This is a genomic window from Streptomyces rubellus, from assembly GCF_036323805.1.
Taxonomy (GTDB): domain Bacteria; phylum Actinomycetota; class Actinomycetes; order Streptomycetales; family Streptomycetaceae; genus Streptomyces.
This window is the reverse complement of sequence record NZ_JAZDCX010000002.1, coordinates 268,726-292,800: the sequence shown is the minus strand read 5'-3', so window position 1 is coordinate 292,800 and position 24,075 is coordinate 268,726. Positions and strand designations below refer to the sequence as shown.

19 protein-coding genes and 1 tRNA gene are annotated in these 24,075 nt (G+C 72.5%); 12 read left to right on the top strand and 8 right to left on the bottom strand.

All coding sequences use genetic code 11. The annotated features are described in order from the left end of the window. Positions 1–192: 192 nt before the first annotated feature. From V1L54_RS03680 to V1L54_RS03665, 4 genes are all read right to left on the bottom strand, one after another. Positions 193–2,766 (bottom strand): ABC transporter permease, encoded by a 2,574-nt coding sequence (locus tag V1L54_RS03680; RefSeq protein WP_330116368.1) that lies wholly within the window; start codon positions 2,764–2,766, stop codon positions 193–195. Continuing rightward, on the bottom strand, positions 2,763–3,551 hold the full coding sequence (locus V1L54_RS03675; protein WP_330116367.1) for an ABC transporter ATP-binding protein: 789 nt from the start codon (positions 3,549–3,551) through the stop codon (positions 2,763–2,765). The genes V1L54_RS03680 and V1L54_RS03675 overlap by 4 nt, the downstream gene beginning before the upstream one ends. 412 nt (positions 3,552–3,963) lie before the next feature. Continuing rightward, a tRNA-Gln gene (locus V1L54_RS03670) sits at positions 3,964–4,035 on the bottom strand. A gap of 25 nt (positions 4,036–4,060) precedes the next feature. Continuing rightward, a complete protein-coding gene (locus tag V1L54_RS03665) occupies positions 4,061–4,744 on the bottom strand; it encodes a hypothetical protein (RefSeq protein WP_330116366.1) in 684 nt (227 codons plus the stop codon). Between the two features lie 156 nt (positions 4,745–4,900). Here V1L54_RS03665 and V1L54_RS03660 point away from each other — a divergent pair, with 156 nt between their 5' ends. Further along, positions 4,901–6,328 carry a sensor histidine kinase gene (locus tag V1L54_RS03660; RefSeq protein ID WP_330116365.1) on the top strand — a complete coding sequence of 476 codons (1,428 nt, stop codon included), beginning with the start codon at positions 4,901–4,903 and terminating at the stop codon, positions 6,326–6,328. Between the two features lie 121 nt (positions 6,329–6,449). Here V1L54_RS03660 and V1L54_RS03655 read toward each other — a convergent pair whose 3' ends face one another. Together V1L54_RS03655 and V1L54_RS03650 are read right to left on the bottom strand one after the other, a co-directional pair. After that, entirely contained in the window at positions 6,450–6,962 is a 513-nt protein-coding gene (locus V1L54_RS03655) for an SUKH-3 domain-containing protein (RefSeq protein WP_330116364.1), read from the bottom strand. After that, on the bottom strand, positions 6,959–7,483 hold the full coding sequence (locus V1L54_RS03650) for a YwqJ-related putative deaminase (protein WP_330116363.1): 525 nt from the start codon (positions 7,481–7,483) through the stop codon (positions 6,959–6,961). Before V1L54_RS03650 ends, V1L54_RS03655 begins: the two co-directional genes overlap by 4 nt. Before the next feature lie 246 nt (positions 7,484–7,729). Between V1L54_RS03650 and V1L54_RS03645 the strand changes: the two genes are divergently transcribed. From V1L54_RS03645 to V1L54_RS03605, 9 genes are all read left to right on the top strand, one after another. After that, complete coding sequence (locus tag V1L54_RS03645) at positions 7,730–8,734, top strand: SMI1/KNR4 family protein (protein ID WP_330116362.1); 1,005 nt, start codon at positions 7,730–7,732, stop codon at positions 8,732–8,734. A 5-nt stretch (positions 8,735–8,739) separates the two neighbouring features. Beyond that, positions 8,740–10,791, top strand: coding sequence for an SUKH-4 family immunity protein (locus tag V1L54_RS03640; RefSeq protein ID WP_330116361.1), 2,052 nt, complete (start codon positions 8,740–8,742; stop codon positions 10,789–10,791). 168 nt (positions 10,792–10,959) lie between these two features. Continuing rightward, positions 10,960–11,925, top strand: a complete 966-nt coding sequence (locus V1L54_RS03635; protein WP_330116360.1) for a coiled-coil domain-containing protein — start codon at positions 10,960–10,962, stop codon at positions 11,923–11,925. A gap of 185 nt (positions 11,926–12,110) precedes the next feature. Next, positions 12,111–13,577: a bifunctional UDP-N-acetylglucosamine diphosphorylase/glucosamine-1-phosphate N-acetyltransferase GlmU gene (gene glmU, locus V1L54_RS03630; RefSeq protein WP_330116359.1), complete on the top strand. Its 1,467-nt coding sequence runs from the start codon at positions 12,111–12,113 to the stop codon at positions 13,575–13,577. A 102-nt stretch (positions 13,578–13,679) separates the two neighbouring features. Then, the gene (locus V1L54_RS03625) at positions 13,680–14,657 is read left to right on the top strand and encodes a ribose-phosphate diphosphokinase (RefSeq protein WP_330116358.1); all 978 of its coding nucleotides are present in this window, start codon (positions 13,680–13,682) and stop codon (positions 14,655–14,657) included. 251 nt (positions 14,658–14,908) lie between these two features. Next, positions 14,909–15,496: a 50S ribosomal protein L25/general stress protein Ctc gene (locus tag V1L54_RS03620; RefSeq protein ID WP_330116357.1), complete on the top strand. Its 588-nt coding sequence runs from the start codon at positions 14,909–14,911 to the stop codon at positions 15,494–15,496. Between the two features lie 104 nt (positions 15,497–15,600). Further along, a complete protein-coding gene (gene pth / locus V1L54_RS03615; protein ID WP_330116356.1) occupies positions 15,601–16,191 on the top strand; it encodes an aminoacyl-tRNA hydrolase in 591 nt (196 codons plus the stop codon). Positions 16,192–16,280: 89 nt separating this feature from the next. Next, on the top strand, positions 16,281–16,823 hold the full coding sequence (locus V1L54_RS03610) for a hypothetical protein (RefSeq protein ID WP_330116355.1): 543 nt from the start codon (positions 16,281–16,283) through the stop codon (positions 16,821–16,823). Between the two features lie 236 nt (positions 16,824–17,059). After that, on the top strand, positions 17,060–17,854 hold the full coding sequence (locus V1L54_RS03605) for an LAVTG motif-containing sortase-dependent surface protein (protein ID WP_330116354.1): 795 nt from the start codon (positions 17,060–17,062) through the stop codon (positions 17,852–17,854). 113 nt (positions 17,855–17,967) lie between these two features. Here the strand turns inward: V1L54_RS03605 and ppc are convergent, their stop codons facing one another. After that, on the bottom strand, positions 17,968–20,823 hold the full coding sequence (gene ppc / locus V1L54_RS03600; protein WP_443076461.1) for a phosphoenolpyruvate carboxylase: 2,856 nt from the start codon (positions 20,821–20,823) through the stop codon (positions 17,968–17,970). Positions 20,824–21,036: 213 nt separating this feature from the next. Here ppc and V1L54_RS03595 point away from each other — a divergent pair, with 213 nt between their 5' ends. Next, positions 21,037–22,038: an acyl-CoA desaturase gene (locus V1L54_RS03595; protein WP_330116353.1), complete on the top strand. Its 1,002-nt coding sequence runs from the start codon at positions 21,037–21,039 to the stop codon at positions 22,036–22,038. Positions 22,039–22,117: 79 nt separating this feature from the next. Next, positions 22,118–22,720 carry a TetR family transcriptional regulator gene (locus V1L54_RS03590; RefSeq protein ID WP_443076470.1) on the top strand — a complete coding sequence of 201 codons (603 nt, stop codon included), beginning with the start codon at positions 22,118–22,120 and terminating at the stop codon, positions 22,718–22,720. 378 nt (positions 22,721–23,098) lie between these two features. On the opposite strand, the gene V1L54_RS03585 is transcribed toward V1L54_RS03590, so the two are convergent. Further along, the gene (locus V1L54_RS03585) at positions 23,099–24,025 is read right to left on the bottom strand and encodes a methyltransferase domain-containing protein (protein ID WP_330116351.1); all 927 of its coding nucleotides are present in this window, start codon (positions 24,023–24,025) and stop codon (positions 23,099–23,101) included. Between the last annotated feature and the right edge of the window lie 50 nt (positions 24,026–24,075).

The following is a 24,075-nucleotide window of genomic DNA, read 5'->3' as shown; positions in this document are numbered from 1 at the left end:
CCGGACGGACCACGCCCGGACAACACGAACAGCCCGACACGCCGCGCGGGCCGGGGGTCCCAGCCTACGACGGACCCGCCCCCCGGCGCCGCCGCACCGCCCCCCGGCACACCGTCGGCGGCCCGGCCCCGGCAGGCAAGACCGCACCCACCGGAACCGGGCCGCCGACGACCGCGGAACAGCCCCCCGCGCCTACTCCGTGGCGATCGCGTTCAGGACGTTCATCCGCCCCGCCCGGAACGCCGGCACCAGCGCCGCCGCCAGACCCACCACCGCGGCACCCACGAACACCGTGATGATCGTCGGCCACGGGATCTCCAGGACCATCAGCCCCTCCAGAGCCAGCAGCTGCTGCGCCGCCGTACCCCAGCCCAGGCCCAGCCCCACGCCCAGCAGCGCACCGAACAGCGCGATCACCACCGACTCCAGCCGGATCATCCGCCGCAGCTGCCGCCGCGACAGACCGATCGCCCGCATCAGACCGATCTCCCGCGTCCGCTCCACCACCGACAGCGCCAGCGTGTTCACCACACCCAGGATCGCCACCACGATCGCCAGCGCCAGCAGCCCGTACACCATGTTCAGCAACTGCCCCACCTGGTCCTCCAGCAGCTGCTTGTAGTCGGCCTGGTTGCGGACCGTGTACTGCGGGAACGGCTCCAGCTCCTGCTTCAGCGCCGCGTACGCCGCGTCCTCCTGGCCCTCCTCCGCCTTCGCGAACATGATCTGGTTCAGCGGCATCTCCTCCTCCGGCACATACCGCTCGGCCGTCGCGATGCTCAGATACATCGCGCCCTGGTCCATGCTGCTGTCCGCCACCGTGACCGCGTTGACCGTCAGCTCCGCGGCCTCACCGCCGGCGAAGTCCACCCGGACCTTCTCACCGACCTCCAGGCCGTGCTTCTCGGCGAAGTCCTCCGGCACCGACATCGCGTCCGGCTCGTACGCGGCCGCCAGCTCACCCGAGACCGTCTCCGTCCCCAGATCCTCCGCGTACGTCGGAGAAGCAGCCGTCACCGACTCCTCCACCGGCTCCCCGCCCGGCGGCGTCAGCACCGCGTCCAGCACCCGGTACTCGGTGACATGCTCCAGACCGTCCACCGAGCGCATCGCCTCGGCCGCGCCCGGCACCAGCGGCGCACCCGTGTCCGACTGCAGGATGAAGTCCGCCCCCACCGACTTGTCCAGCTCGTCACTCACCGACGCCACCAGCGAGGAACCCACCACCGACAGCGACGCCACCAGCGCCAGCCCGATCATCAGCGCCGCACCCGTCGCACCCGTACGGCGCGGATTGCGCAACGCGTTCCGCTCCGCCAGCCGCCCCACCGGACCGAACATCCGCAGCACCGCCGCGCCCAGCCCACGCACCAGGAACGCCGCCAGCATCGGCCCGATCAGCACGAAACCCACCAGCGTCAGCAGCACACCCAGACCCAGGTACGTGCCGCCGACCGCCATCTCGTCCGCACCCGACGCCGCCAGCAGCGCACCCGCACCGGCCAGCGTCAGCACCAGGCCCACACCGGCACGCACCCGGCCCACCCGGCTGCCCTCCGCCGGCAGACCGTCGTCCCGCAGCGCCGCCATCGGCGACACCCGCCCGGCACGCCGCGCCGGAAGGTACGCCGCCAGCACCGTCACCAGCACACCCAGCGACACACCGACCACCGGCGTCGTCCACTTCACCGTCAGGTCGTCCGTGCTGAGGTTCATGCCCAGCAGGCCCATCAGCTCCATCAGCCCGACGGCCAGCCCCACCCCGGCGGCCACGCCCAGCACCGATCCCAGCACACCCAGCAGCACGGCCTCGACCAGCACCGAGCGGTTCATCTGCCGGCGGCTCGAACCGATCGCCCGCATCAGGCCGATCTCCCGCGTCCGCTGCGCCACCAGCATCGAGAAGGTGTTGACGATCAGGAAGATCCCCACCAGCAGCGCCACACCGGCGAAGGCCAGCAGCGCGTACTCCATGAAGTCCATGAAGCCGCCGATGTCCTCCATGCCCTCGGCGGTGTACTCCTCCCGCGTCTGGATCTTGTACTCGTCCGAGCCCAGCGCCGCGGCGACGTTCTCCTTCAGCTCCTCCTCGCTGACGCCCTCGGCCGCCGTCACGTGGATCTCCGTGTAGACGTCCGAGCCCCCCAGCAGCCTCTCCTGCACCGTCTCGGTGTCGAAGTTCACCACCGTCGCGCCCGGATTCGTCGTCCGGAACTCCGTCACACCCACGATCTCGGCCCGGAAGTCGCCCAGCGCCGAGATCGTGCGCAGCTCGTCGCCCAGCTCCAGGCCGTGCTTCTCCGCCGTGTCCGCGTCGACCATCACCTCCCCCGGACCGCGCGGCTCCCGGCCCGACGCGATCTCCATCGACCGCTCGTCGGACTCCCCCCAGTTGCTCGCGATCGTCGGAGCACCGGTGGTGGACCCGATGTTCTCGTTCTCGGAGTTCACCACCGTCACACTCGTGCTGAAGGCGCTCCCGGCCGCCGAGGCGACCCCCTCGACCCCCTGGATCTCCTCCAGCACCGAAGCCGGCACCGTCTCCGGCTTCCCCGTCGCCGGACTCTCGTCGCTCTCCGCGTCCTGGGACGAGACCGTCACGTCCGCCGACGTGTCGGCGAACAGCCGGTCGAACGTGGCGTTCATGGTGTCCGTGAACACCAGCGTCCCGCACACGAAGGCCACCGACAGCAGCACCGCCACCAGACTCAGCAGCATCCGGCCCTTGTGCGCGAAGAAGTTCCGCAGTGAAGTCTTGACGATCATGACACCCGCCCGAACGTGTCGAACGCCTTCATCCGGTCCAGAACCGCCTCGGCCGTCGGCCGCCGCATCTCGTCCACGATCCGCCCGTCCGCCAGGTACAGCACCCGGTCCGCGTACGCCGCCGCCACCGGGTCGTGCGTCACCATCACGATCGTCTGGCCCAGCTCGTCCACCGAACGCCGCAGGAAGCCCAGCACCTCCGCACCCGCCCGCGAGTCGAGGTTGCCGGTCGGTTCGTCGCCGAAGATGATCTCGGGTCGGGCGGCCAGGGCCCGGGCGACGGCCACGCGCTGCTGCTGGCCGCCGGAGAGCTGGTTGGGGCGGTGCCTGAGCCGTCCGGACAGGCCGACGGTCTCCACGACGCGGTCCAGCCACTCCTTGTCCGGCTTGCGGCCGGCGATGTCCATCGGGAGGGTGATGTTCTCCAGCGCGTTCAGGGTGGGCAGCAGGTTGAACGCCTGGAAGATGAAGCCGATCTTGTCCCGGCGCAGCCGGGTCAGCTTCTTCTCCTTCAGCGCGGTGATCTCGGTCTCCCCGATCCACACCTGCCCCGACGTCACCGAGTCCAGTCCGGCCAGGCAGTGCATCAGCGTGGACTTGCCGGAACCGGACGGGCCCATGATCGCGGTGAACGCACCCCGCGCGATGTCCACGTCCACCTCGTCCAGCGCCACCACCCGGGTCTCACCGGAGCCGTACGCCTTGAGGACCTGCCGCGCCCGCGCGGCGACGGCCGTGCTTCCTCCACTGCCCCCGGTCCTGGGATTCGCTACAGCCGTTGTCACGGTATGTCTCCTATGTCGACTACTTGTGTCTGTCGCGGTCGTTCTCTGGTTCCTGGGACGGAACTTCCGGGCGGCCCCCGGCCGTTTCCCCGGTACGCCCGAGCCTGCCGCCCCCGGGGCGGGTGCCGCGATGGTGCGCGGCACCGTGTCCACCGGGGGGTAACCCCACCCCTCGCCGTCCGGCGGTCCACACAGAAGCCTAGGGACGCCCCGTCCCGCCCTCGTCCTGCCGCAGGACGAACCCCGGGTAGGAGGAACGGGTGACGGCCCCCTAGGGGAATCAGCCTTCAGGCTGCCCCCTTCCCCTACGTCAAGCTCAAGTCGGCCCGCCCGCACGCCGGGCGGGCGCAGTCCGCGCACACGAGTGAGGGCCCTGATCCTCCGGATCAGGGCCCTCACTCGAACTCAACAGCTCCCCCGCCAGGACTCGAACCTGGACAAACGGCACCAAAAACCGTTGTGCTGCCAATTACACCACAGGGGATTACACAAGGCGTCAAATCGGGCACTCATTCAGGGCGCCGGCTGACTCCCACTACTATGCCGTACCACCAGCCCTCAATGCGACGGTAAAGATCCACCCCGTCGCGGACCCGCACCGTGAGACAGCCCCGGTATGTCTCGCCCGTGTTCTTGCGCGCTGTCACAGGGTTGTGCTTCTTGAGCGTGGTCTTGTCCAGGCCGACGACATCCACCCCCACGAGCTCCGCCCAGTAGCGTTCGGCGGCAGCTACATCCGCCGACTCGTGAATCATGACGCGGAACTGCCATCCACTCTTCGCGATCCCGAGCAGCGCTAGCCAGCTCAGGTAGACCTGAATCATCCCGGGGTCACTGTTGACGAAGATCACGTCCTCCCGCATCCGGTGCGGCTTGCTCTTAGCACCTTCGGCCCAGTAGAGCCCCACCCCGACCAGGAACAGGTCCCGGTCGGTCATGCGGCCGATCTCGTTGGCCGCCGCCAGCTTCGTCTGCCGGCGCTTGATGTCCCGGGCGCGCCGGTGCGGAGCCCAGCGCGCCTCTCTCATGCGGTGCAGCCGCTCCGGCGGGGTCGGCGGCTTCGGCAGATCCCGCACCCACAGCGACACCGAACTCTTGGCGACCCCCAGTTCGGCGACGATCTCGTCGTACGTCCTGCCCGCGCGGCGCAGGGCGCGGGCGCGTTCCCTCAGTTCCGTCTTGGCTTGGACCATGGCACCACCTTGACCCCGTAGAGGTGTTCCTGTCTCGAAAGTTCGCCTTGTTCATTTGTTCGGGTGAAAAGCGGCGCTTTCCCTCTGTTCACATATGGCCATTGGTCGGCGTTGCCGCCCCGAAAACCGGTGGCGGGCGGTCGTAGGCTGGGCCGTATGACCGAGACGGGGGAAGGCGTCAAAACCCGTGACCAGGGTGCTGCGCCTCGGGGGCCGCTGTGGTGGGAGCGGCGTCGGAGTGCGGTGCTGGATGTGCTGCTGGCGCTGGTGGCGGCTGCCGAGTGCGCGGCACAGGGGGCTTCGTTCGCGGGTGAGACCGGTGTTCCGGTGTGGCCGTCGGTGGGGCTGGGTGCGCTCGCCGGGTTGACGCTGGTGCTGCGGCGGCGGTGGCCGATCGCGGTGGTGCTGGTGGCGCTGGCGGTGACGCCCGCCGAGACGGGCTATGTGCTGGGGACGGTGGCCCTCTACACGCTGGCGGCGTCGGAGGTGCCGCGGCGGATCATCGCGTTGCTGGCCGGTATGCAGGGGCTGGGGACGCTGATCATCGTGCTGGTCCAGATGCGGCAGAGCGTGGGGCAGGAGGACTACGGCTACGACCCGCCGGCGTGGTTCTTTCCGTCGGTCTCGGTGACGATGGCGGTGGGGATGACGGCTCCGCCGGTGCTGCTGGGGCTGTATGTGGGGGCCCGGCGCCGGCTGGTGGAGAGTCTGCGGGAGCGGGCGGACGGTCTGGAGCGGGAGTTGTCGCTGCTGGCGGACCGTGCGGAGGAGCGTGCGGAGTGGGCGCGCAACGAGGAGCGGACGCGGATCGCCCGGGAGATGCACGACGTGGTGGCGCACCGGGTGAGTCTGATGGTGGTGCACGCGGCGGCGTTGCAGGCGGTGGCGTTGAAGGACCCGGAGAAGGCGTCGAGGAACGCGGCGCTGATCGGGGACATGGGGCGGCAGGCGCTGACGGAGCTGCGGACGATGCTGGGTGTGCTGCGGGCCCACGAGACGAAGCCGGCCGGGGTCGTCGTCGGGAAGGCCGAGGAGACAGAGCGGGCCGGGCGGGCGGAGCGGGCCGGGGAACGTCCGCTGGCGCGGGTGGCGGAGGTCGCCGAGGTGGCGGCCGCGGCGGCGGGGCGGGAGTCGGACGAGCGGCGCGCGTCCGGGCTTCCGGCCGGGGATTCCGCGGAGGGCGGGGGGCCGGGTCCGCGGCTGCGGGAGCTGGCGGTGCTGGTGGGGCAGTCGCGGGCGGCGGGGATGCCGGTGGAGCTGTCGGTGGAGGGTGAGGTGCGTTCGTACGCGGAGCGGGTGGAGCGGACGGCGTACCGGGTGGTGCAGGAGGCGTTGACGAACGTGCACAAGCACGCGGGGGGTGCGCGGACGCGGGTGCGGCTGGCGCATCGTCCGGGTGAGGTGGCGGTGCTGGTGGAGAACGAGGCTCCGGCGGAGGGTGTGCGGGACGCCGGGCTGCCGAGTGGGGGCAACGGTCTGGTGGGGATGCGGGAGCGGGTGGCGGCGCTGGGCGGGGGGTTCGTGTCGGGGCCGACGTCGGGTGGCGGTTTCCGGGTGTCGGCGGTGATCCCGGACCGGGCGTGAGCAGGCGCCGCACGATCCCCGGCCGGGGGTCCGGGGGTTGCCCCCGGGTGAACGCAGCCGGGTGTCGGCGGTGATCCCGGACCGGGCGTGAGCGGGCGCCGCACGATCCCCGGCCGGGTGGTCAGTCGGGTTCGCGGCTGAGGCGGCCGGGGCGGGTGCCGGTGACGAGGGTGGTCAGGGCGGCGTCGACGGTGGGGCCGAGGTACCAGTCGCCGGTGTGGTCGAGGCTGTAGACGCGGCCCTGTGCGTCGATGGCGAGGAGTGCGTCGCCGTGGTCCTCCTCGCCGAGGGGCGTGACGGGAGTGTCGAGTGCGCGGCCGAGGTCGGAGAGGGTGCGGGCCCAGTGGATGCCGCGCAGGGGATCGATGTGGAGGCCGACGGGGGCGATGTGGCGTCCGGGTCCGGTGCCGGTGATGTGGAGGTTGCCGAATTCGGCCCAGGCCTCGACGGCGGCGGGGAAGATCGCGTGCTGGTGCCCGGCGGGTGAGCGGTGGTCGCGGAGGGTGTCGGCCCAGACCTCGGCCTGTGCGATGTCCCGGCGTCCGGGGTGCCAGCCGGCGGCGCGGAGGGCGGCGTCGACGGGTGCGGGGAAGCGGGTGGTGGTGTGACGGGGGCCGGGGTGGGGGATGGTCACCGGTCTGCTGCTCCTGTGGGGTCGACCGCGCGGACGCCGAAGTGGTTGAGGAGGGCGGTGCAGGAGCGGCAGGGGGGTGCGTAGGTGCCGTGCCGGGGGTCGCCGTCCTCGCGGATGCGGCGGGTGGTGATCTTGGCCTGTTTGAGGGCTTTGCGCGCTTCGCCGATGGAGAGGGGTTTGCGGCGGGCTCTTTTGCTGCGGGCGGCTTCGACGGAGGTGAGGTGGCGGGAGAGGAGGATCGCCTCGGGGCAGCGGCCGGTGTGGCGGTCGCGGTGGTCGGTGGTGAGGGTGTCGAGGTGGTCCTGGACGAGGGGGTGGAGGACGGGGGGCTGGTCGGCTTTGCCGGCGGTGCAGGTGAGGGTCTGGCCGCGGACGGAGAGTGCGGCGGCGACGGTGGGCATGATGCCGTCGCGGCGGTGACGGAGAGTGGGCGCGTCGTCGTCGGGGGTGCCCCAGCCGATGCGGGGGTCGCCGGGCTGTCCGGGCTGCCGGTCCGCTGTGTGGTGCTGTGTGACGTGCATGGTTTGGGCTTCCTCCCCGCGCATCACCCCGATGGCGTGGGTTCAGGGTGCCAAATGTGACGGCTGTTGGGAAAGCAGGGGTGGTTGCAGCGCGTGTCTTGTGGGGGTGTGGGAGGGGTGGTGGTGCGGGGCGGCGGGGCGGGACCGGGGGTCGGGGTAGCGCATAGGCTGTGCCGGTCGGCGTTCGTCGTCGCTCATCGGCGCTTGTCGACGCTCATCAGCCAGTTGCCAGCAGGGGGCACCGCCATGACGACAGGTAGGCCCGGGTCGGGGGTTTCCTCCGGTTCTCGGTTCGGGGGAGAGTCCTCGCCGCCGAACACGGCCTATGCCGGGCAGGTCGTGCGTTTTCCGGATCCGGTGCGGGCCGCCCGTCATCCGCGGGGTGTGCGGGTGGACGAGCGGGGTTTTCCGGACTTCTCGCCGTATGCGCGTGCGGCGGTGGAGATCGCGGAGCCGCCGGAGGGTTTCGGTGCCGACGAGTTGCGGTTGACGGACTACGTGTCGGCGAACACGGCGCAGCACGCGGCGGGCCACGAGTTGTGGGCGGAGTTGCCGCCGGTGGCGACGCCGCACGGCTGGACGTGGCATCACGTGGCGCACAGCCGCCGGCTGGAGCTGGTGCCGATCGAGGTGAAGGCGCTGCTGCGGCATCACGGCGGGCTGGCGACGGCGGCGGTGGACCACGGCAAGCGGGGGACGCGGCCGTTGCAGGAGACGCGTCCGGTGCACTTCGAGGTGCCGCACCAGGTGGCGGTGTCCGAGGAGCAGGTGCTGGACGTGGAGGAGACGCTGGGGTACCGGCTGCCGGAGGCGTACCGGTTGTTCCTGAAGGCGGCGGGCGGGTGTGCGCCGGCGGGGGTGGCGCTGGACGCGGAGCTGGGGCTGCTGCTGGACCAGCCGTTCTTCACGGTGCGGGACGAGGCGGCGGTCAACGACCTGGTGTATGTGAACAAGTGCCTGCGGGACCACCTGACGAAGGACTACCTGGGTGTGGGGTTCGTGCAGGGCGGGATCATCGCGGTGAAGGTGCGCGGTGCGGGGCCGGGTTCGGTGTGGTTCTGCGCGTACGACGACGTGCGGGACCGGGAGGGGCTGTCGGTGGGGGAGCGGGTGGAGCGGCTGCTGCTGCCCTGCGGGGCGGATTTCGACGACTTCCTGCTGCGGCTGGCGGGCAATCCGCCGGAGTTGGAGACCGTGGCCGGCCTGATGGTGGACGGCGGGTTCGCGCGTGCCGTTCCGGTGGAGGGGTGAGCTCGATGGTGACGTTCGCGCAGGCGCAGGAGCGTGCGGAGCGCTGGGTCAACGGGGGCGTTCCGGCGTATCAGCACCGTGAGGTGCGGGTGCGGGAGTTCGGTCTGGGTTTCGTCGCGTGGGCCGAGGGGCCGCTGGGTTCGGGGAGCCCGGGGGGCGGTCCCGGGGAGGGCGGTTCGTCGTCGGGGGACGGCGGTCAGCGGCTGGTGATCGCCCGGGACAGTGGTGAGACGACGCTGTGGCCGGCGCTGCCGGTGGGTGAGGTGATCCGGCGGTACGAGGAGGAGTACGGTGCGGCGGCTGCCGAGCCGGTGCCGCCGTCGCCGCCGCAGCGGGTCGATCTGGAGGCGACGTCGTTCCTGCTGACGCCGCCGGAGTGGTTGCAGGAGGCGGCGGACCAGTTGGGCATTCCCGATCGCCGTGGTGCGGGCGGGTCGTCCGGGGCCGGGGTTCCGGTGGCGTCCGCGACGCCGCCGGCCGCCTCCTCTTCTCCGGCGTCTTCTTCTCCGGCGTCCTCTTCTCCGACGCCCTCCTCTCCGACTCCGGCTCCGGCTTCCCCGTCCGCGACGCCGCCTCCGGCGTCGGCTCCGGCGGGCGGTTCTCCGTGGGACGCGGCGGACACCAGTGGCAGCGGGAGCGGCGCGGGTTCGGTGCCGCCGCCCATGACGGTGTTCGCGCCGCCGATCAGTGGGAGCGACGACGAGGACGAGGAGGCGCCCGCGGCGCGGTCCGACGCGGGGGCGCGGACGGAGCTGATGCCGGAGGGCAGTGCGCTGCCGAGGACGCGGCTGGCGCCGGCACTCGACGATCCGCAGGGCCCGCCGGAGCAGCAGCAGCAGCAACAGCAGCAGTCGCCGCCGTCCCCGCCCTCCGGTCCGCCGGAGGCGCCGGGCACGCCGCCGGGCGGGGTGCACCACGCCGCGACGATGCTGGCCGATCCCTCGGCGGGCGGCCCGGGCACTCCGCCGTCCGCGGCGCCCCGGCCTCCCGGGCCGCCCGGCCCGCCGCCCGGTGCCCCGGTGGGCGCCCCCGGTGCTCCCGGCGTGCCGTCGTACGGCTATCCGCAGCCGTCCCCCGGTGTGCCGACGGTGGGTCCCGGTTACATGGCGGTGCTGCGCTACCGCGCGCCGGACGGTTCGGAGCAGCAGCTGATCCGCCGGTCGGCGCCGGGCACTCCGCATCCGGAGTGGCAGATCCTGTACGAGCTGCGGGCGATGGGCATCGCGCCGCAGCAGGTGCTGGAGCTGCACACGGAGCTGGAGTGCTGTGACGCGCCCGGCGGTTACTGCGCCCGGATGGTGCGGGAGAGCTGGCCGCAGGTGCGGATCAGTCACACCGCCCCGTATGGTCGTGATGTGGCGTCGCGGCAGCAGGGGGTGCGGCAACTGGTGGAGCACCAGGGCGAGTTGCACCAGGTGGCGGACGGCCCGGCGCGGCCGGCTCCGGTGCGGGTGCCGCTGCCGCAGGTGCAGCCCGCGCCGCCGGTTCCGCCGCAGGGGGTGGCGCAGGAGCTGGCGGAGGCGTTCGGCCCGCAGGCGGTGTTCCGTTTCGACCAGCGGGCGGTCTCCCGGCAGGGGGTGCCGGAGGTGGTGGCGCAGACGCTGATGTGGGCGGGGCTGCCGGTGGACTTCGGTCCGTTCTTCTGGGCGCAGGCGCAGCCGGGTCGTCCGGTGCCGACGCTGGCGGAGCTGGCGCAGGAGCGCGGGGTGGTGCCGGCGGCGGACGCGGGTTCGTACCTGGTGATGGGCAACGACTTCGGGCGGCAGTTGTGTGTGCAGTACGGGACGGCGCACATCGTGGCGGTTCCGCTGGAGGGCGGTCCGGGCGGGCAGTCGGCGGTGCCGCAGTTCGTGAACAGCGGGCTGCCGGAGTTCGTGCGCTGTCTGGCGCTGCTGGGCCGGATGTGGCGGCTGCGGTACGGGCTGACGCCGGAGCAGGCGGGGCGCTGGACGGTGGACTTCCAGGCGATGCTGGCGTGTCTGGATCCGGCGGCGCTGGCGGGTCCGGAGAACTGGTGGTCGGTGCTGCTCGAGCAGATGTGGGACGGGCTGCTGTAGCCGGTCCCGGTGCCGTCGGGCGCCGGGACCGGGGTGCCCGGGGGGCGCGTTGCGGTGCGGCGCACTCCCGAGGTTTTTCGTACGGTTTGTGTCGATTAAGGCGTGACGGGTTTCATGGCGCATCCTGGATGGGTCGTTCGCCGGATCGCGTGGAGGTAGGGGTTCGCCATGTCTGCGTCCAGGTCACCTCATGGCTTCGTCGTCGTACGCCGCGGCTATCGGCCCGACCAGGTCGACCGCTATGCCTCCGGGCTGCATCTGGACCTGGAGGAGGCCCGGGAGCGGCTGGCCCGGCTGGGCGGGCAGGTCGGGGAGCTGGAGGAGGAGGCGGCGCGGCTGCGGTCGGAGGCCGAGTCGCTGCCCGTCCAGACGTACGAGGCGCTGGGTGAGCGGGCGCGGCTGATACTGGCCGAGGTGGAGGCCGAGGCCGGGGAGCTGCGCTCGCGCGCGGAGACCGAGGCGCGCGAGGTGCTGACCCGGGCGGAGGAGGAGAGCCGGGCGCTGCGGGAGTCGGCGCGGGAGGCGTCGGCCCGGGTGCGGGCCGGCGGTGACGCGACGGCGGAGGCGCTGCTGGGCGAGGCCCGCCGGCAGGCGGAGGACCTCCTGCGGGCGGCGCGGACGGAGGCCACCGAGCTGCGGGTGGCGGCCGAGCGGGTGCTGCGGGAGGCGGTCGAGCGGTGCGAGGCGCTGCGGCTGGCCCAGGAGCGCAGGCAGGCGGAGGAGTCGGAGGAGCTGGACCGGGCGCTGGCCGCGCGGGAGGCGGAGGTGACGGCGCGGGTCACGGGTCTGGTGGAGCACGGCGAGGAGCTGCTGTCGCGGGCCAGGCGGGAGCGCGGTGAGGCCGAGGACGCGGCGCGGTCGCTGACCGAGGAGGCCCGGGAGCGGGCCGAGGAGCTGCTGGCGCAGGCGCGGCTGCGCCGGGAGCGCATCGAGCGGGAGACGGAGCGGGTGGTGCGCGCGCACGACCAGCGCCGGGAGGCGGTGCGGCAGCACATGGCGCATGTGCGGGCCAGCCTGGCGACGCTGACCGGGCGCGGTCTGGAGGGTCTGGACGGGGGCGGCGCGGGCGCCGGTTCCGGCCCGGAGGAGCCGGGCGGCCCGGCGGTACCGGGTCAGGGGGCACCGGCGGAATAGGTGGGTCTCCCCGGTATCCTGCGGAGGGACACCGCCCCTTTCCACGCGGTTCCGCCGTCGTCCACCTCGGGTGCCGGTGCCGTCCGCCGGGGGCGCGGGGGTCGTCCCGGAGGTGGTCCCGGGATCCGTCCGGGGCCTGTCCCGCCTCCTGTTCCGCATCCGTCCCACAGCCGAAGGGCACACCCGTGAGCGCCATCCGCCCGGCAGCCGTCGTCGTTCTCGCAGCGGGTGAGGGCACCCGTATGAAGTCCGCGAGGCCCAAGGTCCTGCACGAGATCTGCGGGCGGTCGCTCGTGGGCCATGTGGTCGCGGCCGCCCGGGAGCTGGCGCCGCGGGAGCTGGTGGTGGTGGTCGGCCACGCGCGTGAGCAGGTCGTGGGGCATCTGGCGGAGCTGGACGCCGGGGTGCGCACGGCGGTGCAGGCCGAGCAGCTCGGTACCGGGCACGCGGTGCGGATGGCGCTTGAGGCGCTGGCGGCCGACGGGGTGGAGCCGGCCGGGACGGTGGTGGTGACCTGTGGTGACACGCCGCTGCTGACCGGGGAGACGCTGGGCCGGCTGGCCGCCGCGCACGAGGACGAGGGCAACGCGGTGACGGTGCTGTCGGCCGAGGTGCCGGACGCCACCGGTTACGGGCGGATCGTGCGGGACGAGGCCGGCGCGGTGACGGCGATCGTGGAGCACAAGGACGCGACCGAGGAGCAGCGGGCGGTCCGGGAGATCAACTCGGGGGTGTTCGCGTTCGACGGGCGGCTGCTGGCCGAGGCGCTGGGCCGGGTGCGCACCGACAACAGCCAGGGCGAGGAGTACCTGACCGACGTGCTGGGGATCCTGCGCGCGGACGGGCACCGGGTGGGGGCGCACGCGGCGGCCGACCACCGGGAGATCGTGGGCATCAACAACCGGGTGCAGCTGGCCGAGGCTCGGCGGCTGCTGAACGAGCGGCTGCTGCACCGGGCGATGCTGGCCGGGGTGACGGTGGTGGATCCGGCGTCGGTGTGGGTGGACGTGACGGTGACGTACGAGCCGGACGCGGTGGTGCATCCGGGTACGCAGCTGCTGGGCACCACGCATCTCGGCGCGGGCTGCGAGGTGGGCCCGAACTGCCGGCTGGCGGACACCCGGGTGGGCGAGGGCGCGGTGGTGGTCAACGCGGTGGCCGAGGCCGCGGAGGTCGGTGCGGGCGCGTCGGTGGGGCCGTACGCGTATCTGCGGCCCGGTACGAGACTGGGGCCGAAGGCGAAGGCCGGCACGTATGTGGAGATGAAGAACGCCGAGGTCGGCGAGGGCACGAAGGTGCCGCATCTGTCGTACGTGGGGGACGCCACGATCGGCGAGTACACGAACATCGGCGCGGCCAGCGTCTTCGTGAACTACGACGGGGAGACCAAGCACCACACCACGATCGGCTCGTACTGCAAGACGGGTTCGGACAACATGTTCGTGGCTCCGGTCACGGTCGGGGACGGCGCCTACACCGCGGCGGGCTCCGTGATCACCAAGGATGTGCCGCCCGGTTCGCTGGCCGTGGCCCGCGGCCAGCAGCGGAACATCGAGGGCTGGGTGGCCCGGAAGCGTCCCGGCAGTGCCGCCGCGCGGGCGGCCGAGCAGGCGCGCGAGCAGGGCGGCGAGGGGCGGCCCGCCGGAGAGTGACCGGTGGGTGAGCCGACGGACGCGCCGCGGGCAGGGCGTACCGTGAAAGGCGCACGCCGTGGTGCGCTGCGACGAATCGATGCTGGGCAAGGAGACTGTGCTGTGACCGGGATCAAGACGACCGGCCTGAGGAAACTGATGTTCTTCTCGGGCCGCGCGCACCCCACGCTGGCGGAGGAGGTCGCGGGGCATCTCGGTGTCGGCGTGGTGCCGACCAAGGCGTTCGACTTCGCCAACGGCGAGATCTACGTCCGCTTCCAGGAGTCGGCGCGCGGCGCGGACTGCTTCCTGATGCAGAGCCACACCGCGCCGATCAACAAGTGGATCATGGAACAGCTGATCATGGTGGACGCGCTGAAGCGGGCCTCGGCCCGGAGCATCACCGTGATCGTGCCGTTCTACGGCTACGCGCGGCAGGACAAGAAGCACCGGGGCCGGGAGCCGATCTCGGCGCGGCTGGTGGCGGACCTGCTGGCCACGGCGGGCGCGGACCGGATCCTGACGGTGGACCTGCACACCGACCAGATCCAGGGCTTCTTCGACGGGCCGGTGGACCACCTGTTCGCGCTGCCGGTGCTGGCGGACTACGTGGGCGGCAAGGTGGACCGCTCGAAGCTGACGGTGGTCTCGCCGGACGCGGGCCGGGTGCGGGTCGCGGACCGCTGGTGCGACCGGCTGGGCGCGCCGCTGGCGATCGTGCACAAGCGCCGCGACCCGGACGTGGCCAACCAGGTGACCGTCCACGAGGTCGTCGGTGACGTCCGGGGCCGGGTGTGCGTGCTGGTGGACGACATGGTGGACACCGGCGGCACGATCTGCGCGGCGGCGGACGCGCTGTTCGCCAACGGCGCCGAGGACGTCATCGTGGCGGCCACCCATGGTGTGCTGTCGGGTCCGGCGGCGGACCGGCTGAAGAACTCGCAGGTGAGCGAGTTCATCTTCACCGACACCCTGCCGACGCCGAGCGAGGTGGACGTGGACAAGATCACGGTGCTGTCGATGGCGCCGACGATCGCCCGCGCGGCGCGCGAGGTGTTCGAGGACGGCTCGGTGACGAGCCTCTTCGACGAGCAGGCGTGAGCCGCGGGGGCCGTGCCGCGCACCCGTTCGCGGTTCCGCCCCCCGCACCCCGTCTCCCGCTCCCCCCGCCTCCCGCGCCCCGGTCGGGTCCGGGGCGCGGGAGGCGGTAGACTCGTGGAGTTGCTCGGCGAGGGAGCCGTGCCGTAGCCCGGCACGGTCGTCCGTTATCGACGCGCTCTTCGCAGCAGGTCTGTCGTGGCCGAGTAGCTCAGGCATCCGCCACAACCGACGTGAGAGACGAGGAGTGCGTCATGGCTGACGTGAAGATTTCCGCCGAGGTCCGCAAGGAGTTCGGCAAGGGGGCCGCCCGCCGGCTCCGCCGCGAGGACAAGGTGCCCGCGGTGATCTACGGACACGGCGGCGACCCGGTGCACGTGGCCCTTCCCGGCTACGACCTGATGATGGCCATGAAGAACTCGAACGTGCTGATCACGCTCGACATCGAGGGCCGTCAGGAGCTGGTGATCCCCAAGGCCGTCCAGCGCGAGGCCATCCGCGGCTTCCTGGTCCATGTGGACCTGCTGGTGGTGGAGAAGGGCGAGAAGGTCACCGTCGAGATCCCGGTCCACACCGAGGGCGAGCTGGCCCCGGGCTCGCACCTGCTGGAGCACGTGCTGAGCACCCTGCCGGTCGAGGCCGAGGCCACCCACATCCCGGAGGAGGTCACCGTCTCCATCGAGGGGCTGGCCGCGGGCGACTCGGTCCTGGCCAAGGACATCCCGCTGCCGAAGGGCTCCTCCCTGGCGGTGGACGGGGAGACCGTGGTCCTCAACATCCTGTCCGCGCAGGCCGAGGAGCCCACCGCGGGCGAGGCCGAGGGCGAGCTCGGCGCGGAGTGACCCGCGGCCCGCGTTTCCTCCGCCGCCTCGCGCCCTGGGCGCGGGGCGGCGGCCGCCGTGACGATCCGCCGCGGGACCCGCGGGCTCCGCAGAGAGGGACGACGATGAGTGACGCCGACGCCCCCTGGCTCGTGGTGGGCCTGGGCAATCCCGGCCCGGAGTACGCGGCGAACCGGCACAACGCGGGGTTCATGGTCGCCGACCTGCTCGCCGGGCGGATGGGCGGCAGGTTCAGGGCGCACCGGTCGCGGGCGCAGGTGCTGGAGGGCCGGCTGGGCGTGCCGGGCGCCGGTAGCCGCCGGGTGGTGCTGGCGAAGCCGATGTCGTTCATGAACCTCTCCGGCGGCCCGGTGACCGCGCTGCGCGACTTCTACAAGGTGCCGCCGGACCGGCTGGTCGTCGTCCACGACGAGCTGGACCTCGACTACGGGACGCTGCGGCTGAAGCGGGGCGGCGGGGACAACGGCCACAACGGGCTGAAGTCCCTCTCGAAGGCGCTCGGCCCCGACTACCACCGGGTCCGGTTCGGCATCGGCCGGCCGCCGGGGCGGATGCCGGTGGCCGACTTCGTGCTGAAGGACTTCTCCGCCGCGGAGCGCAAGGAGCTGGACTACCTCGTGGACCGGGCCGCCGACGCCGTGGAGTGCCTGGTGCTGGACGGTCTGGAACGGGCGCAGAACACCTACAACTCGTGAGGACCGGCCGAGAGGCCGCGGAAGCCGCGGAAGGGGCATAGACCGTACGGAGGTTGACCTTCCGTATCGGCATGGCCAAAGATCCGGCCATGCCATCTGGGTCACCTGCCTCCTCCCGCTCCTCCCGCCGCACGACCCGGCGCGGCTCGGCGCGCCGGGTCGGCGAGAGCGTGTACGGCCTGCTGCTGCTGGTGCAGGCGTGGCTGATGGGAGCGGTGGCGGCCGCGCTGCTGATGGCCGGGGCCTGGACGTCCCTGGACGCCATGCGCCGCGTGGTGGCCGACCGGGGCGGGGTGCGCGGCATGATGACGGTCGAGGAGTGCGACGGCTGGACGTGCACGGGCCTGTTCACCCCCGCGGACGGCGGCGGCGAGGGCGAGCGTCCCGAGGTGGTCCTCGACGCGCTGGTCTCCCACGACCGCGGGGAGGCGCTCCCGGTCGTCCTGTGGCCGGGCACGGGCGAGGTGCTGCGCACCGGCCTCCCCGGCATCCTGCACGCGTGGCTGCCGTTCGCGGGCGCGCTGCTGCTGGCCTCGCTGGTCATCGCGGGCGGTCTGCACCTGCGGCGTACGGCATGGGCGTCGGGGCTGCTGGGGCTGGCGCTGATCGGAGCCGCGTTCGCGGTGCTGTGAGCGGGCCCGGCCGGCGGCCTCCCGGTCCGGCGGTTCCTGCCGGCCCGGGGCGTGCCCGCGACCACGACCTGCACGTTGATCTGATTGTTACACTCCGCTTTCTGGTGCAGGTGTGGCGCAACCGTACGGATGGGACGGATCGCGCTTGACCGGCATGGCGGGACGGAAGCAGGCTACGGCCACCTCACCCCCCACGCGTCCCTGACGTCTCCGCCACCGAAGGTGGTAGCTCATCTATGCGTAATCTCACCTGGACGCGTACCGCCGCGGTGTCCGCGGCGGCCGCTCTGCTGCTGGCCCCGGCCGCTCCCGCGTTCGCGACGGACACCTACTCGCCCAAGCTGCGCCAGTCGCTGCCCCGTACCGCCGCCGAGGACGACGGCGCGGCGCCGCAGAAGGACAAGTGCCGCACGATCCCGGCCGACAAGGACGGCTGGCACTTCGTCCTGCCCGGCGGTGAGGCCCGGTTCGTCGAGCTGACGGTCACCTTCGAGCCCGGCGGCACGAAGACGCTCACCACGTTCGGTCCGCCGTCCGACAAGCACGCCTACGTGGCCTCGGAGCCCGGAGCGAAGCTGGTCGACATCGAGGCCGTGGTGAAGGGCGGGAATCTGAAGAAGTTCAACCTGTCCCACACCTGTCCCGCCACCGAACCGGGCAAGCCGACCGAGCCCGGCGAGCCCACCGAGCCCGGCGAGCCCACCGAACCGGGCGAGCCGACCGAGCCCGGCAAGCCCACCGAACCGGGCGAGCCCACCGAACCGGGCGGAAGTGGCGAGCCCACCGAGCCCGGCGGCTCCGGCGAGCCCACCGAGCCCGGCGCGAGCGGCGAGCCCACCGGCTCCGCCGCCCCGTCCCAGGCCCCCTCCGCCCCGGCGGACGGCTCGGGCGAGACGCCCAACGGCGGCGGCAACCTGGCCGAGACCGGCTCCTCCACCCCCGTCGCCGCGCTCGCCGCGGCCGCCGCCGCACTGCTGGGCGCGGGCTCCTACCTGGCGGTGCGCCGCCGCAAGGGCGTCCACGAGTCCTGATCCCCGGCACGCCGGTCCACCACGGCACCGCACAGCGCGAGGGCCCCTCTCCCGGCCGGGAGAGGGGCCCTCGTCCGTGTCCGCCCCGTCACCAGGACGGCGCCGGGGCGGCGTCAGCCGGTGTTGCGCAGGCCCGCCGCGACACCGTTGACCGTCAGCAGCAGCGCGCGGCTCAGCATCGGGTCCGGCTCCTCACCGCGCTCGGCGGCCTCGCGCTGCCGGGCCAGGAGCGTCACCTGGAGGTAGGAGATCGGGTCCAGGTAGGCGTCGCGGATGGCGAAGGTCTGCTTCAGGACCGGCTGGGCGTCCAGCAGCTCCCGCTCGCCGGTGATCCGCAGCACCTCCCGCACCGTCAGCTCGTGCTCGGCCTCGATGGTGGCGAAGACGTGCCGCAGCTCGGCCGGCACCAGGGTCTCCACGTAGTGCCGGGCGATCCGCAGATCGGTCTTGGCCAGCGTCATCTCGACGTTGGACAGGAAGTTGCGGAAGAAGTGCCAGCGCCCGTACGCCTCGTCCAGCACGCCGTCGAGCCCGGCCTCGCGGGCCGCCTTCAGGCCCGAGCCGACCCCGAACCAGCCGGGCACGATCTGCCGCGACTGCGTCCAGCCGAACACCCAGGGGATGGCCCGCAGCCCGTCCAGGCCGGCACCGGAGTCCGGGCGGCGCGACGGGCGGGAACCCAGGTGGAGGTCGGCGAGCTGGTCCACCGGGGTGGAGGCGAAGAAGTACGCGGGCAGGTCCGGGTCGTCCACCAGCCTCCGGTAGGCGCCGTGGGCGGCCTCGGAGACCACGTCCATCGCCGCGTCCCAGCGGGCCAGCGCCTCGTCGGACTGGCGGGGCGCGGTGTGCAGGGCGGACGCCTGGAGGGTGGCGGCCACCGTCTGCTCCAGGTTCTCCCGGGCCAGGGAGGGGACGAGGTACTTGTCGGAGATGACCTCGCCCTGCTCGGTGACCTTGATCTCGCCCTCCAGGGTGCCCCAGGGCTGGGCGAGGATCGCGTCGTGGGTGGGGCCGCCGCCGCGGCCGACGGTGCCGCCGCGGCCGTGGAACAGCCGCAGCCGCACCCCGTGCCGGTGGGCGACGTCGCGCAGCCGCCGCTGGGCCCGGTGGATCTCCCACTGGGAGGTGGTGATGCCGCCGAACTTGGAGGAGTCGGAGTAGCCGAGCATGACCTCCTGGACGTCGCCGCGCAGGGCGACCAGCTTCCGGTAGGAGGGGTCGGAGAGCATCTGGTCGAGCAGCTCGTCGGCGATGCGCAGCTCGTCGGTGGTCTCCAGCAGCGGCACGACGCCGATGCGCGCCCAGCCCGCGTGCAGGTCGACCAGTCCGGCCTCGCGGGCCAGCACGGCGACGGCGAGGACGTCGTCGGCGCCCTGGCACATGGAGATGATGTAGGACTCGATGACCTCGGGCCCGAAGGTGTCCAGCGCCTTGCGGACGGTGGTGAAGACGCCGAAGGTCTTCGCCCCGGCCGCGTCCAGCGGGGCCGGCTGGGGCGCCAGCGGGCGGCGCGAGCGCAGTTCCTTGGCCAGCAGCCGCAGCCGGTAGTCGCGCGGCATGTCGGCGTACCGCCAGGACTCCTCGCCGAGCCGGTCGAAGAGCTGGCCGAGGGCGTGGTGGTGGGCGTCGGCGTGCTCGCGCACGTCCATGGTGGCGAGCTGGAGGCCGAAGACGGCCAGGGTCCGCAGCACCCGCTCCAGCTGGCCGTCGGCGACCAGCCCGGCGCGGTGTTCGCGCAGGGAGGTCTGGACGAGGGTGAGGTCCTCGATCAGCTCGCCGGTGCCCAGGTAGTCGCGGCCGGGGACGTGCGGGGCGTCCTCGGCCAGCCGCTTGCGGGTGTTGAGCAGCTTCTGCCGGATGCAGGTGATCTTGAGCCGGTAGGGCTCCTCGGCGTTGAGCCGCTTGTAGCGGGGGCTGATCTCGGGGAGGAGGTCGAGGTCGTTGCGGAGGGAGGCCAGCAGTTCCCCGGTGGCGCCGCTGTTGCGGATGGAGTTGGACAGCGCGGCGCGCAGCTCGTCGATGTGCGCCAGGGCGTCGTTGATGCCGTGCTCGTGCTGGAGCAGCAGCACCTCCCAGGTGACGGCGGGGGTGACGTTGGGGTTGCCGTCGCGGTCGCCGCCGATCCAGGTGCCGAAGGTCAGCGGGCGGGTGCCGGGCGGGAGCGGGGCCCCGACCCTCTCCAGCTCGGCCTGCAGGTCCTCCAGGACGTCGCCGACGGCCCCGGTGTGCAGTTCGTCGAGGTAGTAGACGGCGTTGCGGGCCTCGTCGGCGGGCTCGGGACGGGCCACGCGCAGCTCGTCGGTCTGCCAGATGAGGTCGATGTTCTCGGCGAGCCGCAGATCGGTGCGGCGCCGCTCGTCGGGGTCGGTGTTCTCCAGCAGCCCGGCGATCGTGCGGAGCTTGGTGAGCATCGACCGGCGGGCGGCCTCGGTGGGGTGGGCGGTGAAGACCGGCCGCACGCCCAGGTTGCGGACGGTCTCCCGCAGATGGGCCGGGTCGGCCTCCTTGAGCATGTCGGCGGTACGGGCGAAGTTCCCGCCCTCGGCCGTGCGCCGGGCGCGCAGCTCGCGGCCGCGGTGGACCTGCTCGGTGGTGTTGGCCAGGTGGAAGTAGGTGGAGAAGGCCCGTACCAGCTTGGTGGCCGTCTCCAGATCGGTCCGGCTGAGCAGGGCCGCGGCGGCCTCGCCGTCGGTCCGGGTCAGGGCGCGTACGCGTTCGACGAGTTCCAGCAGCTCGGCGCCCTCCTGGCGGACCAGGGTCTCGCCGAGCAGGTCGCCCAGCCGGCGGATGTCGGCCCGTAGGGCACTACTGGTGTCGGCACCGGCGCCGGTGCCGTTCTTGGGACTGTTATCGGGATTGCCGGATTCCACCGGATGCTCCGGGGTACCCGGAAGATCCGGCGTGGGTGCCTCCCCGCCGGCTACAGGGTTCGTACCACCGGGGGTCGAGGAGGTGTCGGCACTGCTCACAGGTGCGGCTCCTTGCGGCGATGCTTCTGGCAGGTCACGGACCGCGTTGTCCGACGACCACCAGGATAGGCCGCGCCGCTTTCCGCGGATCAGCCACGTCCACCATGCGGCCCTCTTGTCCGCGTGCTCAGGACTGCCATACTTACGATGCCGTAGGTTACGGCACCGTAAGTACGTCACCCCCGTCCCCGGGATTCAATCGAGAGTTTCTTCATGAGTATTAGTCCGGACGTGCACCACGACACCACCGAAGTCCCCCCGTGGAACCGGCCCCAGAAGGAGCCCCCACTCCCCTCCGCCACTCTCGGCGGCGAGAAGCGCCGCTCCGTCGAGCAGATCACCCTGCTGATCTTCATCATCGTCCCCTTCCTCGCCCTGCTGGCCGCGATCCCCCTGGCCTGGGGCTGGGGAGTGAGCTGGCTGGACCTCGGGCTCCTGGTGGGCATGTATTTCCTGGGCTGCCACGGCATCACCGTCGGCTTCCACCGCTACTTCACGCACGGCGCCTTCAAGGCGAAGAAGCCGCTGCGCGTCGCCCTGGCCGTCGCCGGTTCGCTGGCGGTGGAGGGCCCGCTGGTGCGGTGGGTCGCCGACCACCGCAAGCACCACAAGTACTCCGACGCCGAGGGCGACCCGCACTCCCCCTGGCGGTACGGCGAGAGCGTCCCCGCCCTGCTCAAGGGCCTGTGGTGGGCCCACATGGGGTGGATGTTCGACGAGGAGCAGACACCGCAGCACAAGTACGCCCCGGATCTGATCAAGGACCCGGTGATCCGCCGCGTCTCCCGCCAGTTCGTGCTGTGGACGATCGTCTCGCTGGCCTTCCCCGCGGTGGTCGGCGGACTGGTCACGATGTCCTGGCAGGGCGCGCTGACCGCGTTCTTCTGGGGCTCCCTGGTGCGGGTGGCACTGCTGCACCACGTCACCTGGTCGATCAACTCCATCTGCCACGCGGTCGGCAAGCGCCCGTTCCGCTCGCGCGACCGCTCCGGCAACGTGTGGTGGCTGGCCGTGCTGTCCTGCGGCGAGTCCTGGCACAACCTGCACCACGCCGACCCGACCTGCGCCCGGCACGGGGTGCTCAAGGGGCAGATCGACTCCAGCGCGCGGCTGATCCGCTGGTTCGAGAAGGCGGGCTGGGCGTACGACGTGCGCTGGCCGTCGAGGAAGCGGATCGACGCCCGCCGGAGGCCGGAGGCCGCCGAGGCGGCATGATGGGGGTGTGGCGACCGACGACGGCAGTACCAAGGACAGGGCCAGGGCCCCGGACCCGCCCCGGCGCAGGCGCCGACGGATGACGGGGAAGGAGCGCCGCGAGCAGCTGCTGGACATCGGTCGCGCACTCTTCGCCGAACGCGGCTTCGAGGGCACCTCGGTGGAGGAGATCGCGGCCAAGGCCGGGGTCTCCAAGCCGGTGGTGTACGAGCACTTCGGCGGCAAGGAGGGGCTGTACGCGGTGGTGGTCGACCGGGAGATGAGCCGGCTGCTGGACATGGTGACCGGCGCGCTGACCGGCGGCCACCCGCGTGAGCTCCTGGAGCAGGCGGCGTTCGCGCTGCTGGACTACATCGAGCAGTACACCGACGGTTTCCGCATCCTGGTGCGGGACTCGCCCGTCGCCCAGTCGACGGGCACCTTCGCCTCCCTGATCAGCGACATCGCCACCCAGGTGGAGGACATCCTGGGCCTGGAGTTCAAGGCGCGCGGCTTCGACCCCAAGCTGGCGCCGCTGTACGCCCAGGCCCTGGTGGGCATGGTGGCGCTGACGGGCCAGTGGTGGCTGAACGCCCGCAAGCCGAACAAGTCCGAGGTGGCCGCCCACCTGGTGAACCTCGCCTGGCACGGCCTGGACGGGCTGGAGCAGAAACCCCGGCTGATAGGGCACCGGCGCAGCTGAGCGGACGGTCCGGCGGCCGGTGCCATGCCGCTGCCCTGGGCGTACGCATGACGTGACGGAGCCCAGCGGAGGCCCGGACGCGGGCGGAGGGCCGTGTCGTCGAGATCATCGGCGGCAAGGTGATCACGACACCGCGGAGTCCGGCGCGGTCGGACACCATCCGCAGCGTCACACGGCAGGCCGAGCGGGCTCTCGGCGAGGAGGGCCGCTCGTCTTCGACGTGGCCGTCGACTTCCCCGGGGAGACGTCCCCGGCACCGACATCGCCGTCCTCGATGTGGACACCCAGCCGCACTGTCGAGCCCGCCCTCTCCGGCGGCCGTCGTTTCACCCTCGACACCAGCGCCTTCCCCGTGGAGAGCCGACCTCCCGCCGGAGGTCAGCCGGGACGGCGGGCGACGGCGAAGATCCGGCGGAACGGGAAGAGGGTGCCGTGCGGGCCCGGCGGGTACGCCGCGCGCAGCAGGTCGCGGTACTCGGCCAGGAAGGCGTCCCGGGCGGCCGGGTCGTCGTCCAGGGCGGTGAGCACCGGGCGCAGGGCGGTGCCCCTGGTCCACTCCAGCACCGGGTCCTCGCCGGTGAGGACGTGCACGTAGGTCGTCTCCCACACGTCCGTCTCGCAGCCGAGGCCGGCGAGCAGGGCGGCGTACTCGGCCGGTTCGGCCACGGGGACGCGGGTGGCGCCCTCCCCCAGCCGGTCGCGCCAGCGCGGGGAGGTGCGCAGTTCGGCGAGGAGGGTGTGGCTGGGGGCGGTGAAGTTGCCGGGGATCTGGAAGGCGAGGAAGCCGCCGGGGTTGAGCGCGGCGACCCAGCGGTGGAGGAGTTCGGCGTGCCGCTCGGCTGCTCTCCCGTCTCCGGCAGGGATGACCCGTCCCTTACCTCCGGCAGGGATGACCCGTCCCTTACCTCCGGCAGGGATGACCCAGTGCAGGGCGGCGTTGGAGATGATCAGGTCGTGCGGGTGCCCGGGGCGCCAGTCGGCGAGGTCGGCGTGGACGAAGTCCAGGTGCCCGCCGCCGGGGAGGGGGCCCGCGTAGGCCCGGGCCTCGGAGAGCATGGCCTCGGAGAGGTCGTAGCCGGTGATCGACGCGGTCGGCCAGCGCTCGGCGAGCAGGACGGTCGGACCACCGGGCCCGCAGCCCAGGTCGGCGATGCGGGGCCGCGGCGAGGGCAGCTCGGGGACGCGGGCCAGCAGGTCGTACAGGGGACGGAGCCGGGGGCCGGCGTGGTAGCGGTACTGTTCCGGGTCCCAGTCGTGAGCGCCGGCTCCGGGGGCGTGGTCGGTGGAGGCGTCCTTGCGGTCCATGGGGAGCAGTCTCCCCGAGGCTTATCTTGACGTCAAGAGACTTCATGTCG

What these genes read in the sequence shown, in the direction of transcription:
- V1L54_RS03680 (WP_330116368.1), bottom strand. Translation starts at nt 2,766, where the DNA reads ATGATCGTCAAGACTTCACTGCGGAACTTCTTCGCGCACAAGGGCCGG.
- V1L54_RS03665 (WP_330116366.1), bottom strand. Translation starts at nt 4,744, where the DNA reads ATGGTCCAAGCCAAGACGGAACTGAGGGAACGCGCCCGCGCCCTGCGC.
- V1L54_RS03660 (WP_330116365.1), top strand. Translation starts at nt 4,901, where the DNA reads ATGACCGAGACGGGGGAAGGCGTCAAAACCCGTGACCAGGGTGCTGCG.
- V1L54_RS03650 (WP_330116363.1), bottom strand. Translation starts at nt 7,483, where the DNA reads ATGCACGTCACACAGCACCACACAGCGGACCGGCAGCCCGGACAGCCC.
- V1L54_RS03645 (WP_330116362.1), top strand. Translation starts at nt 7,730, where the DNA reads ATGACGACAGGTAGGCCCGGGTCGGGGGTTTCCTCCGGTTCTCGGTTC.
- V1L54_RS03640 (WP_330116361.1), top strand. Translation starts at nt 8,740, where the DNA reads ATGGTGACGTTCGCGCAGGCGCAGGAGCGTGCGGAGCGCTGGGTCAAC.
- V1L54_RS03635 (WP_330116360.1), top strand. Translation starts at nt 10,960, where the DNA reads ATGTCTGCGTCCAGGTCACCTCATGGCTTCGTCGTCGTACGCCGCGGC.
- V1L54_RS03620 (WP_330116357.1), top strand. Translation starts at nt 14,909, where the DNA reads ATGGCTGACGTGAAGATTTCCGCCGAGGTCCGCAAGGAGTTCGGCAAG.
- pth (WP_330116356.1), top strand. Translation starts at nt 15,601, where the DNA reads ATGAGTGACGCCGACGCCCCCTGGCTCGTGGTGGGCCTGGGCAATCCC.
- V1L54_RS03610 (WP_330116355.1), top strand. Translation starts at nt 16,281, where the DNA reads ATGCCATCTGGGTCACCTGCCTCCTCCCGCTCCTCCCGCCGCACGACC.
- V1L54_RS03605 (WP_330116354.1), top strand. Translation starts at nt 17,060, where the DNA reads ATGCGTAATCTCACCTGGACGCGTACCGCCGCGGTGTCCGCGGCGGCC.
- V1L54_RS03595 (WP_330116353.1), top strand. Translation starts at nt 21,037, where the DNA reads ATGAGTATTAGTCCGGACGTGCACCACGACACCACCGAAGTCCCCCCG.
- V1L54_RS03590 (WP_443076470.1), top strand. Translation starts at nt 22,118, where the DNA reads ATGACGGGGAAGGAGCGCCGCGAGCAGCTGCTGGACATCGGTCGCGCA.
- V1L54_RS03585 (WP_330116351.1), bottom strand. Translation starts at nt 24,025, where the DNA reads ATGGACCGCAAGGACGCCTCCACCGACCACGCCCCCGGAGCCGGCGCT.